Below are 12,935 nucleotides of genomic sequence, written 5' to 3' on the forward strand. Positions count from 1 at the left end.
TCCTGCAATATGATGTCTCCCCAACAGGCACATCTGGAATGGCAGAACCAAAAAACTCCCAAAGTGTTTCAAAGACGTAACGCTGAGTCAAAAAAGTTCCGCAGTAAAACCAGGGAAACTGTGGTCAGGGAACGGACAACTGATAATAGTAAGAAAACAGACAATGACAACTATATCCAGTAGAAAAAAATAGAATGTAAAATCTATATAGTAATCTGTTCGGTATATGTAAACCTATTTCAGTATAAGACATTCGGGACTTCTTCGGGACATGTTCGAGACAGGCTCGGCACTTCTTCGGCTCGGCTTCGAGTACGCTTCGAGTACGCTTCGACTCGTACCCGAAGCGCAGTCGAACAACAGTCGAAGCATTCCCGAAGAAGAGGCGACGTTGGTACGACGCAGTGTCGAAGGATCCTCGAACAAAACCCGAAGGCTGCCCGAAGAATCTGCTTTTTTTAGAAGGTTCTGAGCGCTAATTTTTCGACGCTTTTTTAGCAGGATCGAAGTACCTTTGAAGTACGTTTTTCCTTGTCTAATTTTCTTACGCAAATTTTGCGTAATTAGTACTATATCTGTGCTTAAGTAGTGCTTCACAGGTACTTGAAATATATAGGTTATATAGCCCTTTAATAAGGCTAAAAATTTCAGGATATTCATTATTTTTTTCTTAGTGGTTACTTCGATAACCTACTGAAAAACTCAGCGACTTTTTTGCTCAGTTCTAGCTCTTTTCCGATGCGCTTTTCAGCTTCTGCTGAAAGTTGCATTTTACGCAGGTCTATATGGCGATAATTGGCGAAATTGTAGGCGATCAATACGCGATACAATGCAGTTGCAAATTCCTGCATTTCCTCATCTTTCAGGAGCCTATTCTCTCCTGCGCCGCCATCAAGATACGTGCTCAATAGTTGCAGTATATTAGCAGAAACAGTCTCTAGCGCATAGTGATTCCAGAATGCTTCAATCTCCTTTATAGGGTTGTAATCGACCTTATGGACATCATAAATCATCCAGTCAAAAGCAAATTGTAGCGCTAAAATCCTTTTCATTTTTCAGTAAGTCATCTGTAACCGAAAGTACATAGCATCCCCTCTCCGATCGAAATCAGTTTTTTATTGGGAGCCTGATGTTACTCAGTTCACATTTGTAATAATTAATTCTTCTGGAAGCCAGAGCGCGTTTGAATGAGGGGTCACAAGGTGTATACTATTGGCGTTACGCACTCCATGGCAAGAGAAGCCAAATCTTATTTGGCCAAACCAGCCGAGCTACTCGGGGGCAGTGATGATGTTTTTTGATTGTTGCTTTTTCATAACTCGTTTGTTTATAAAAACGAGTCTATAGCAGGTATAGAAACCAACAATGGCGTGACATCCAACCTACTGTCAACGAGGCCGTGAGAAGCCCATGGAACGAGTAAGCGGACGCCACGCCATTGCTGACGGGCGTTTTGATCCACTTATCGCCTTGTTCCAAATTGAAATTTCTCACGTTTCGTTAACAAGACTCATAAGTGCATCCACCTGTATGAGATGGAGCAAAAGTATTACATTTTATCTTATTTTACAATCTGTCTTTTTGCTTTTTTCAGTATATTTGGTAATTAACTTTGCAAAGATTTAAAATTCTGTACAACAATCAAATAGCATTCAGTTATATATACATAACTTTGAGTTATAAATGATTATAAACATTAACAATATGACAACTGGTACTAAAATAAGATTATTGAGAGAACAAAAAGGTTGGGGGCAAGACGTCTTAGCCGCAAAATTAAGTATCTCTCAACCCGCTATATCCAAATTAGAGTCTGATCAAAATAAATTATCATGGGATAATGCTATCAAACTTGGGGAATTATTCGAAGTGGATCCAGAGTACTTTTTCGATTCAAAAGTTAATAACTACATCTCTCATAATCAAAAGGTAAATCAGCTATTTAACTCCGATTATAATGATAATAACATCGAATTCATTAAAGGACTATATGAAGCTCAGATTAGATCTAAAGATACGCTCCTTGAAGAAAGACTCGAAAGAATTGTAGAGCTAAAAAAGCAAGTGGAGGAATTGAAAGCTGATTTGGAAGGTTTTAAGACGCTTTAGAAAAATATTATACTAACCAAGTCGATAGCCCTATTATTTCGATCATTATGATGGACAAAAAACAACAAATTCTTAGTCAGCTAAAACATGTTATCGAGTTCGAAAATTCTGATCATAAGAAAATTTCTAAACTTTCTGCCGAACTATCGAGACTAGATGAAAACTATCAGCGATTCTATATTGATGCCAAAACTTTAATTCATTTAGGTAGAGAAAGTATAAAAGATCATACCACAGCATTAGTAGAACTTGTAAAAAACAGCTACGATGCAGATTCAAATAATGTTGATATTGAAATTTTTAATGATTCCAATGGTTTGATTAGGGTTTCTGATAACGGTTTTGGAATGACTAAAGAACAGCTTTTAAACAATTGGCTCAGAATCGGTTTTTCGAATAAAAGACAATCCAAAGTAAGTGGATTAGGGCGACGAAAAACGGGAGAAAAAGGTATTGGTAGAATTTCAGCTGATAGATTGGGATCAAAACTCGAATTAATCTCAAAGACTGTTTCTGATGGAATAGTAGGCCTGAGAATAAATTGGGATGATTTTGATATTGAAGGAAAAGATCTATCAGAAATTGATGTTGAAGTAATATATCCCTCCAGAATTGATCTTCCTAAAAAGGATAATAAAATAAGTGAAGCTGGAACAGAAATCAAAATTACTAATTTAAGACAAAATTGGACTCAAGATAATATTGAAAACCTTTTTAATGAGTTAGCAACCTTAACCTCTCCTTTTAATGCAGTTGATGACTTTGGCATTAACTTATACAGTGATTTAAAGAGTGATTTTACTAGAGAGGTAAAGTCTAAATATTTCGAAGCTGCCGAGATCGATTTAAATGTGATTTATGATGGGACAGACCAAGTTTTTTACTCAATTAAGGATAAAATTTCTAAGAACGAATTAATTGAAACCATAAATATAACACAGTTTTATTCGAAAAAAGAATTATCATGTGGTCCCTTAGAAGTGAGATTATTATTCTTCTTAAGGGAAGGAGCATCTGTCATTGGTACCGATTTCAAATTAAAGGATTTAAGAAATTTTCTTGACAATAATTATGGTGTAAAAATTTATCGCGACAATGTTGCAGTGAAGCCTTATGGTTTTCCTAAAGCTCAGCTTGGTTTTGATTGGCTTAAAATTGGTGAAGAAAAAGCTAAAAATCCAGCAGGCATTGGTCGAGGGAATAATTATACAGTTTCTCCAAACCAATTGGTTGGTGCTATTTTTATTAGTCGGGACAATAATTCACTATTAAAAGATAGCGCTGCTAGAGAGGGATTAGTCGAGAATGAACAATTTGATGATATGAAGGAGTTTGTTCTTGCAGCAAAAAGACTTCTAGAGACACATCGAGCAAAGATATACTCGTCAGATGATAATTCAGATAAAGAAAAACCTCAAAAGAATCCGGTAAAAGAAGCGGAGAAAATAAAGAATAAACTAAACACAATTAAAAAAGATTTAGCCCTTTTAAAGGAAAATATTGAGAACAATAATGATACAGCAAAAAGTGAAAGTCTTTTGCAACCTATAGTAAAGACCATAAATGAGGTAGAAATAGTATCTGGAGATGTTGAAAAGACTATTACAGACCTGCTTAATTGGCAAAGGGTTTTAAACGGACTAGCAACAATTGGAATTTCTTCCGCTGTATTTGGACATGAAACAGAAGGATCAATTACTCAATTTCAAGGTTCAACTTTGACTTCGATTAAGTTTCTCAAACTTTCAAAGCCTTCCATTGACAGAGCTCTAATAGAATTGGAAAAGGCTCGTAAAGCGTCCAAGAAAGTAGCTGCATGGGGTGCTTATGCTTTAACTAGAGTGCAAAAAGAAAAAAGAAAAGCAAGAAATATTTCTATCTTAGATACAATTGTGAAAGTGGCAGATGAATTGCGCCCAGCATTTACTGCTTCATCTATTAATCTTGTTGTTAAAGGAGAGCAAATTTACAGCAAGACATATCAAATGGATATAGAAACCATTCTTGTAAATTTACTTACAAACGCTTATACCGCTACAACGTTAACATCAGTTGATAGAAAGATAATAGTGTCGGTACAAAGAGAAGATAATCCTGTGCCTGGCTATTATTTTTCAGTTGCTGATACTGGTCCGGGAATAGCCAAAGAATTTGAACAACGTATATTTGAGCCTTTATACTCTACAAAAAGTAAAAGTCCAAATAAAAGTAATAGTGTGGGCACAGGTCTAGGACTGACGATAATAAGATCCATCGTTGAGGAACTTAATGGAAAATTAACTTTCAAAACCGATAAAGATCTTAAAGGAGCTAATTTTAAAATTTGGTTACCCAAAGTAAATTAAATTATGGCAGCAATAGCAATAATTGACGATAATTTTGAGCAAAGTGAAACTATTTGTGCAAATCTTGAAATAGAGATTGAAAAAAACAACAGTAATCTTAAAGTTATTAGTTCTTTACCTTTTAGAGACCTTCAAGCATATTTTAATTTTATTGAACAAAATGATGTTTGTATATTAATTCTTGATGAAAAACTAAATGACCAATCAATTTTAGATGGAAAGCCAGTTGAATATAAGGGTAGCGATCTTGTAAAATTTTTAAGACACACTTTAAAGAATATTCCAATATATTCCGTTACAAGTTATCATTATGTAGAGGAATTAAAAGAAAGTTATAGTCAATTTGAGGATGTAATCAAAAGAACTGACTTCATAGAAGAAACAGAAAAATATTTCAAAAAGATGTGGCGCTTAGCTAATAATTATTTGAAAGAGAATATAACTGAGCTCTCTGAATTTAACGACATATTGACAAAGATCTCATCTGGAGATACTACGCCTGATTTGCAACAAAGATTAAAAGCGCTACAAGTTAAGTTAGAACTTCCCTTCGCGGGATTCGATGATCGTAGGTCATGGCTAGAAGAATATGACAAAAAATTAGGAGAGCTGCAATCCTTAAATGAAGCTATTAAAAAGAAATTAAATTCATGAATTGGCAAAAGATTGACAGAAATAGTCGAATTCAACAACAAGGAAAATACAATAATTGGAAGGAACAAATCGCAAAAGATTGTTTTCATCGGTGCGTCTATTGTTCAATCCATGAAAGTCCATGGGGTGGAATCGATAATTTTCATATAGACCATTTTAAACCCAAATCAAAATTTTCTGAATTGACGAATGTTATTTATAATCTTTATTATTCATGTCCGATTTGTAACAGATTCAAATCTGATGATTGGCAAAATGATTGCATAGCAAATTTAGATGTTATTGGTTATCCTGACCCTAGCGAACATGACTTCCAAAAGTTATTTGAAATAGACATGACAACATTCAAATTGAAAGGAAATTTTAAATCATCAAGGTATGTAATTAATAGATTATATTTGAATAGACCTCAACTCATTCTTGAAAGAAGAGAATTCTTTCTCAATAAAAAAGCTGAAATATTAATTAGTGAATTTCGTGATCTCGTAACACAAAAAAATTTGAACAGAGGTTTTTTAAAAAAATATATTGAGTTGTCGATGGATTTAAGTTTATTGATTCTAAAACGTAATGAAATTAGCCCATACCGTTTAGTTGACATAAGAAAGTAAGCATTCAATCATTATCCAAACATTAAACCAAATTGAAAATTATATCAATTTTTAAATTCTGGAATATTTCCTAACTTCGCATATGAAAAAAATCTTCGGATTCTTAGCATATCTCGAACCATACTATGCCGATCGATTGATTGTATCCGCATATATCTATACTAATGAAATTCCTATAAATAATAATCAGTTCTTATTAGATTACCTAATCAATCGAGGGAATAATCAGGAATATATGCGTTTATGTGAATTTCAAGAATTACTTATTGAACAATTCACCGAAATTACATTAGAAACGGTTATCAAGCTTTTTGAAAATGTTGTTTCTCCTGCAGATCGTATAGTTAATGGAGCTATATACACTCCTATTAACATACGTGAATATATTGTTAACAATGCATTTGAAAATCAACCTAATTTAGAAGATGTTATTGTCGGCGATATTGCTTGTGGCTGCGCTAGCTTTTTGTATACCGCTGCCAGAGAATTAAGAGAACGTACAAACAGGACATATTCGCAGATCTTTAGGGAAAATATTTATGGTCTGGACATTCAAGGGTATTCTAGAACACGTGCAAAATTATTATTGTCTCTCTTAGCCCTTTCTGAGGGCGAGGATCCTTTAGAATTTAGCTTTAATCTCTATGTTGGTGACGCCCTTACTTTTAATTGGGCAAATAATGCTCCTGGATTTATCGGATTCTCCATTTTATTGGGTAACCCCCCTTATGTTCGTTATCGAAATATGGATGAACAGACACGCCTCAATTTGCAGCATTGGGAAGTTGCCCAAGTTGGCCTCACTGATCTATATATACCGTTTTTTCAAATCGGAATCGAAAACCTTCGACCGAACGGTATATTAGGATTCATCACCATGAATAGCTTTTTTAAAAGCTTAAATGGACGAGCATTGCGCCAGTATTTCTCGGATCACCAACTTGATTTTATTATCGAAGATTTTGGAGCAGAGCAAATCTTTAAATCAAAGAATACATATGTATGTATTTGCTTTATTCACAATCGGCAAGCGGATGCTATACGTTATGCAAGCGTTACTGAGGAAACTTTAACCGAACCAAAACAACATCATATTCGACCATATATTACATTAAATAGTCGGAGAGGCTGGAACTTAAAGAACACAGCCACCGTCACCTCTATAGAAAATATAGGACGACCATTTGGAGAAATATACACAACACGACATGGTATTGCTACCTTAAAAAATGACATTTACATTTTTTCTCCGGTAGACCAAAACGAAAATTTCTTTTATCTGAAAAATGGACAAAGATTCGAAATCGAACGTGATATCTGTAAAGAGATCGTTAATTCGAATAAATTGAGCCGTATTAAAGATTTAAATTCACTCAAAGAACGAGTCATATTTCCATATATACATAACTATGCTGGTGTTGAAATCATGCCCGAGGAAATGCTCCAAGATTTATACCCGAATGCGTATCGTTATCTACAATATAAAAGAAGTATTTTAGAAGGGCGAGATAAAGGAGGAGCAAGAGAATATAATAATTGGTATGCCTATGGTCGTACGCAGTCATTAGACAGGATGAGACATAAATTGTTCTTTCCAAAGTTCTCCGACGTCACTCCGTCTTTCCTTGTTGATCACGATGAAGACCTTATGTTTTACAATGGTCTAGCACTAATAGGTGAAAGCGAAAAAGATGTAGAAATTGCCCGAAAGATTATGGAATCAAAAGTCTTCTGGTATTATATTGAGTCTACTAGTAAACCATATTCCAATAAATATTATTCTTTGAATAGCACCTACATAAACAATTTCGGGGTATGTGATCTGTCTGAAGAGGAAATCGAGTTTCTTCTTAATGAAACTGACCAGACTATTTTGGATGAGTTTTTTGTAGATAAATATGGTATATTGATTTAGAATTACTGTTTTTAGATAACATTAGACTTCATAAGTTGATGATAATTAAAATTTGACAAAATATTCTGAGAATTTAGAGTGTGACATCGTGAAATTGAATTGGCAACAGAATTTAAAAAGGATTAAAACCTTAAAAATTTATATTAAGACAATTGATGAAAAGACAGCCAACCGTACAACAAGTAACTTGGTTTTTAGACCTTTACAACAACAAACAGATTGAACTAAATCCTCCTTATCAGCGGAAAAGTGTTTGGAGTACTAAAGATAGAAAGTTCTTTTTAGATACTATTTTTAGGAATTATCCTGTACCACCAATTTTTATACATCGAGATGTAGACGACGCAGGCAAAACTACATATAATATTGTCGATGGAAAACAAAGGCTTGAAACGATATTCATGTTTTATGAGAATAAAATAAGTATAGACAGTAAATTCAATGACGAAAACTTAAATAACAAAAAGTTCAAAGACCTCTCTATTGAGAACAAACGAAAATTTTGGGACTATTCAATAGTTGCAGACTTTATCGAAATCAACGAAGGTAATAATGTAGAAGATGTTTTTGATCGAGTTAACCGTAACTCTAGAAATCTCCTTCCACAGGAACTGCGGCATGCTAGGTTCAATGGGTGGTTCATTAACGTTGTTGAAAACGAAGCTAATGACCAACTATGGGCAGATTTAAAAATCACCACAAAAAGTAGAGATAAAAGAATGAGAAATATACAGTTCGTATCAGAACTTTATATGATTATATTAAATGATGGTATTGCAGGATTCGACCAATTATCTATTGATGATGTGTATGCTAATTATGATGATATAACAGAAAATGATTCCTTCTCAGAAGAAGATTTTAATGATACTCTAAATCAGGTAAAAAGAGAAATACAAAAATTGATCAATGAAAATCCTCAAATAAAATCTGTCATATCTGGTTCAAATAATCATCTCTATACTTTATGGGCATTTATATATGAAAATGAATTGATGTTACCTCAGGGATTTTCTGATAAGTACCAATCCCTACTTGATCGCCTTGCCACAATCAAGGAAGAACAAAATATTCAAGACGACTTAGGTAAATTGGCAAAAAAATACTCTGATAATTCTACCGGCGCTGCAACAGATTTCCCGCAACGTAAAGCGAGATTAGAAGTCCTTAATAGTTTGTAAAATGAAAATAGTTGGATCTATATCTTCTATATATAATAAACATTTGGTGTATTATGAAATCTTAAAAAAGAAAGTTGACCAGTTGATCATACAAAACAAAGATAATAGGTGGCATTATGAGAGTCGAGTTAAACAACTAGAAAGTTTTGCTACTAAATTTGAAAGTGGAAGGTTTACAAAAGAAAAAATTCTTGAAGACTTGTTTGCATGCACGGTAGTTGTAAAAAACATCAACGACGTAAAATTATGTTATAAGATGATTGAAGATAACTTTGTAATTAAAACAAGACGTCCTAATTCCGATAAATTTACCCATAAAGATTCATTTTCATTTCCATTTGACGACTTACGCTTGTATTTGACATTGAAAGATGATAACACAGGTAAATTTGACCCAATTATATATTCTTTGATATTTGAGATTCAGGTCAAGACATTTTTGCAACATGCGTGGTCAATCGCTACTCACGATTTGATATATAAAACAGATAGGATAAATTGGGCGAAAGAACGAATAGCCTATCATGTTAAAGCATCGTTAGAACAAGCTGAATTAACTATTGATAGTTTTGAAGTATTAAGTGCAAATAATACTATTAATAAAGAAAATGCGGAAGTCCAGCGTATAAATGAAATCATTGCCTACACGGAAGAAATTTTTGTTCCGGAACGACTACCAAAGGATAAAAGACGTCTAGCTAATAATATCGACATCTTGTTAACTAACCTCAATTTAAATATAAAAATTCTAAGAAAAATAATCACTCAAGAAAATTTAAATGGGCGTGGTGCTGCTATACAGAATCTGTCTCCTTTTCAAATAATTATCAAGTCCATATATCAATATGATAGGGCAATAATTGCTAAGTTTCTTACTGAAATACACATCGAAACAAGATATAGATTGCTTGTAACTCCAGAAATGGAAATTAATTTAGAAGATATACCTAATATCATAAAAAAAAGACTGATTGTTTGTAATTGATACATAACCGTACTCCGTATTTTTTCATAAGCTTGGCCCTAAACTACCATTGAAAGACCTATATATGGATTATCCGATCGTGTTCCACCCCAAGAGAAGACCAATTCAGCCAAATGTTCGCAAACCCACGTTTCCAGCTCGGTCATGAACAGCTCTGTTATACATCGGCCTTTTTATCATTTTCGCTAAGTAAGCACCTAACTTATCTAAATAATTTATTTTTTAACTAAATCTAATGGTAAGTCAAATAGAGGCGAACGGGAGATACTATATTTAATTTTTTCAAAATCATCATCTGAAATAATTCCCTTTATCTCTAATACTCCTTCTTTGACTTTAGACTCAAGATAATAATTAGGAAGTTCGAAATAACTATTACAATCCAAGTAGGAATCTTTCGTTAATTCATTACCATCGTTAGGTTCGATATAACAAATAGTTTCTTTGGAAATTCCTCTAGATTCCACATACTGAATCCGCTTATTTAACTGAGTCGTTGATATTAAAGCATAGTTATTATCTCCAACTATTGCTATTACTATATAGAAGTGTGGTTCTTCAATTTCAATAAGCTCTGGGGCAGAAAATTTATAAATTCTTCCAACTTCTAGAGTTGAATTTATAACATAACTAGCTGGGATTTCCATTTATTTGAAAACTAGAATAAATTGATTTTCTGATAAGGAATTCTTCTTTACTAGACTCCCTGATATCATCAGAAACAATATTGGCAAAATCATTTTTTTCAAAAAAATCCTCTTCAACAATAGCATAACTATTTGGCATATTTGAATCAGCTAAATACGATTCAAAACGTTTCCATTCTGGAAACTGATGAGAAAAATCTACTAAATCCAATTGATGAGAATCCTTCAATTTATCCCAAACAAAATCTATAATCTCTTTGTCAGTTACTGATAAATATTTCTCGTCAGCTTTCAACATTGCAATTTGATTGTTTCCAATTCGTTTTATCGAATCAATATCACTGTTGAGTAGATCTAAAACTTTTGATGCGACAGGTCCACGCGGCATTGCACTATACGCAGATTTTGTGATTTGGCGTCCATATTTATTAAGATGCAATCTATCCGCTAACCATATCAGTTTTATAAGTTTTAATCGATCTATAGTACACTCTGGAGCCTTGTTTAATAGGTAAAGAGTAACGTTAGTATTCTTTAATTCTGTAAGGTTCATAGTTCTTTATTCAATTTTACAAAAATAGTTAAGTTCTTCTGGATATCCAATTATATTAGAGTTTTTTATAATAAGAATTACTTTACATTCTGATCTCAAAGAATTTTCCTGACCCATTATATGTCTGTCAAAAGCAAAGGTGTGAGGGTTATTCTATTACTCTTTCCCTAGTTCTTTCCCTAAAATATTTATATTTTTCCTTCTGAAACAGCCTACAGCCTATTGTACGAGCGTTATTAAAAGTCTATTCATTAAGTGCTCTCCTAATTCTTTCCCTAAAATTGCATAAACTTTCTACTTATATGCTTTGATGGATATTCTTAAAGTTAGAGGCACCGTTCAGCGAAACACTATGCGCAAAATAGAGAACTAAAACCAAACATAAAAATCTAAAATACAAAATATTACACCTTTAAAAAACAGCTACAATTGTCACAAATTTTGTAAATATTTGTGACAAGGATCAGATAAATTATCTCCAAACAAAGCCTCTTTCTACTTAACTTACTACTAACTTTTTAAGTAATAATTGGTTTTTAAGTATTTAAAAGCTGTGATTACCGATCTATCTTCTATTTCTTCTACTTAAATGACCTATTCTTTCTACTAAATTATTCTTGGTTGAGCTGTACTTACTACAGTTATCTCCACAACATGACCGAATTCTAAAAAGACCATAAAAAAAGCCACGTCTCACAACATGGCTCTACAACATATATATTTATTTGAGATGGCTCTTATTTATACGAATTGATCGATTTGGATACTTTCCAGTCATCGCCCGCACGCTCCAAGGTAACTAAATCTGTTTTGGTGAAATTCTCAAATTTCAAAGTCACTTTTGCAACCATATAGTCTGCAGATTCCTCGATGATATCTGTGCTTACTGTACAGTTTAGCTTTTCGCCTTTTTGTTTTTTCAAGGATTTAACCACTTCGCTACGGCTGTTACTATGTGCATGGGTAGTTTGGATCTTTTGATTAAAATCTTCTGCAAATAACTGCTCTACACCTGCTGATTGGCCCTCAGTAGTTACCACTACATAATGTTCTAAAGCGAAATCTGCTGTAGAAAGGTTAATGTTAGCTTTTGTTGTTTTCGCTCCAGGTCCTTCAGCTGCCATAGCGAAAGTAGATACTGCGATTAGGGCTGCTGCTGCGAATGTTTTTACTAGCGTTTTCATAATGTCTTTTTTTATAGTGTTAGTTTTTTAGTTCTTATTTGTTGACTCAAAACTACAACACAATACGCTCCTAGCCTATCGGCTTTAGACTAACGATCGGGAAATCTCGGTGAGTGGCGGGAATAGGGAGGTGAATTTTATTTTAGCAATTTAAAAATAACCAAGTTCCTATTAAAAGAAAAAATAAACGCCAGTTTGCCTTTTCACAGCTTCTTCAAACAGGCAAATAATTTCTTCCATAAGCTCCTGAATACGATCATCTTTTAACCTTACATTTTTTAAATATTTTAACCCTTCCTCCAGCTGTTGCTTATTCGTAATAGCATCGTCTTCAAAATCATCTATTAAACAGCCTAGCATATTATTCAAATCTGAAAATACACCAAAAGCATCTAATTGATAAAATTGCGACTCTGAGAGAACTAACTGGATCAAATCATGATCTCCGGCTTCATTAAAATCCAATAACTCTTCTGCCCTTTTGTCTTTTGGCGTAACGATATAACGATTTTTCATATAAAAGTAATCCTTCGGTTGAAATGCTATGTACTTTTAAAATACTTTATTGAGACAGCTGCCGTCATATCAAGTTATAAAAAAAAATTACTCCAATAAAACTATTTCAAATTGACTGTTGTTCTTACAATACAAACCGGCTACAAGCTACCTTTCGAAAGAAAGGTTCAACATAAAAATTGGCGTCGTACAGTGAAAATCCAATAGTCTTTAAAAGCATTGGATGACGAAACAA

Annotated in this window: 14 protein-coding genes; 8 read left to right on the top strand and 6 right to left on the bottom strand. The window is 33.4% G+C overall.

The genetic code is table 11. The features are described from left to right. Window positions 1-183, top strand: a 183-nt coding sequence (locus A9970_RS13270; RefSeq protein WP_182982433.1) for a hypothetical protein, incomplete at its 5' end; no start/stop codon positions are given. Between the two features lie 51 nt (window positions 184-234). Here the strand turns inward: A9970_RS13270 and A9970_RS13275 are convergent. Both A9970_RS13275 and A9970_RS13280 read right to left on the bottom strand, forming a co-directional pair. Beyond that, the gene (locus A9970_RS13275) at window positions 235-552 is read right to left on the bottom strand and encodes a hypothetical protein (RefSeq protein WP_182982620.1); all 318 of its coding nucleotides are present in this window, start codon (window positions 550-552) and stop codon (window positions 235-237) included. Between the two features lie 125 nt (window positions 553-677). Further along, the gene (locus tag A9970_RS13280) at window positions 678-1,052 is read right to left on the bottom strand and encodes a hypothetical protein (protein WP_182982621.1); all 375 of its coding nucleotides are present in this window, start codon (window positions 1,050-1,052) and stop codon (window positions 678-680) included. 652 nt (window positions 1,053-1,704) lie between these two features. On the opposite strand from A9970_RS13280, the gene A9970_RS13285 reads away from it, so the two are divergent. From A9970_RS13285 to A9970_RS13315, 7 genes are all read left to right on the top strand, one after another. Further along, window positions 1,705-2,109 carry a helix-turn-helix domain-containing protein gene (locus tag A9970_RS13285; RefSeq protein ID WP_182982622.1) on the top strand — a complete coding sequence of 135 codons (405 nt, stop codon included), beginning with the start codon at window positions 1,705-1,707 and terminating at the stop codon, window positions 2,107-2,109. A 47-nt stretch (window positions 2,110-2,156) separates the two neighbouring features. Further along, window positions 2,157-4,454, top strand: a complete 2,298-nt coding sequence (locus A9970_RS13290; RefSeq protein WP_182982623.1) for a sensor histidine kinase — start codon at window positions 2,157-2,159, stop codon at window positions 4,452-4,454. A gap of 3 nt (window positions 4,455-4,457) precedes the next feature. After that, window positions 4,458-5,108 (top strand): hypothetical protein, encoded by a 651-nt coding sequence (locus A9970_RS13295; protein ID WP_182982624.1) that lies wholly within the window; start codon window positions 4,458-4,460, stop codon window positions 5,106-5,108. Continuing rightward, window positions 5,105-5,719 (top strand): HNH endonuclease, encoded by a 615-nt coding sequence (locus A9970_RS13300; RefSeq protein ID WP_182982625.1) that lies wholly within the window; start codon window positions 5,105-5,107, stop codon window positions 5,717-5,719. The genes A9970_RS13295 and A9970_RS13300 overlap by 4 nt, the downstream gene beginning before the upstream one ends. 82 nt (window positions 5,720-5,801) lie before the next feature. Then, the gene (locus A9970_RS13305; RefSeq protein ID WP_182982626.1) at window positions 5,802-7,634 is read left to right on the top strand and encodes an Eco57I restriction-modification methylase domain-containing protein; all 1,833 of its coding nucleotides are present in this window, start codon (window positions 5,802-5,804) and stop codon (window positions 7,632-7,634) included. Between the two features lie 155 nt (window positions 7,635-7,789). Continuing rightward, a complete protein-coding gene (locus A9970_RS13310) occupies window positions 7,790-8,815 on the top strand; it encodes a DUF262 domain-containing protein (RefSeq protein ID WP_182982627.1) in 1,026 nt (341 codons plus the stop codon). Window position 8,816: 1 nt separating this feature from the next. Then, entirely contained in the window at window positions 8,817-9,800 is a 984-nt protein-coding gene (locus A9970_RS13315) for a hypothetical protein (RefSeq protein ID WP_182982628.1), read from the top strand. A gap of 215 nt (window positions 9,801-10,015) precedes the next feature. Here A9970_RS13315 and A9970_RS13320 read toward each other — a convergent pair whose 3' ends face one another. The 4 genes from A9970_RS13320 to A9970_RS13335 form a co-directional block, all read right to left on the bottom strand. Continuing rightward, the gene (locus A9970_RS13320) at window positions 10,016-10,447 is read right to left on the bottom strand and encodes a hypothetical protein (RefSeq protein WP_182982629.1); all 432 of its coding nucleotides are present in this window, start codon (window positions 10,445-10,447) and stop codon (window positions 10,016-10,018) included. Continuing rightward, complete coding sequence (locus tag A9970_RS13325; protein WP_182982630.1) at window positions 10,431-11,000, bottom strand: Panacea domain-containing protein; 570 nt, start codon at window positions 10,998-11,000, stop codon at window positions 10,431-10,433. Before A9970_RS13325 ends, A9970_RS13320 begins: the two co-directional genes overlap by 17 nt. Window positions 11,001-11,737: 737 nt before the next feature. Continuing rightward, window positions 11,738-12,184 (bottom strand): nuclear transport factor 2 family protein, encoded by a 447-nt coding sequence (locus A9970_RS13330; RefSeq protein WP_182982631.1) that lies wholly within the window; start codon window positions 12,182-12,184, stop codon window positions 11,738-11,740. 171 nt (window positions 12,185-12,355) lie between these two features. Continuing rightward, window positions 12,356-12,700, bottom strand: a complete 345-nt coding sequence (locus A9970_RS13335; RefSeq protein ID WP_182982632.1) for a hypothetical protein — start codon at window positions 12,698-12,700, stop codon at window positions 12,356-12,358. Between the last annotated feature and the right edge of the window lie 235 nt (window positions 12,701-12,935).

Origin of the sequence: Sphingobacterium sp. UME9 (assembly GCF_014170215.1) — a bacterium.
In the GTDB taxonomy this organism is placed as follows: Bacteria; Bacteroidota; Bacteroidia; order Sphingobacteriales; family Sphingobacteriaceae; genus Sphingobacterium; species Sphingobacterium paramultivorum.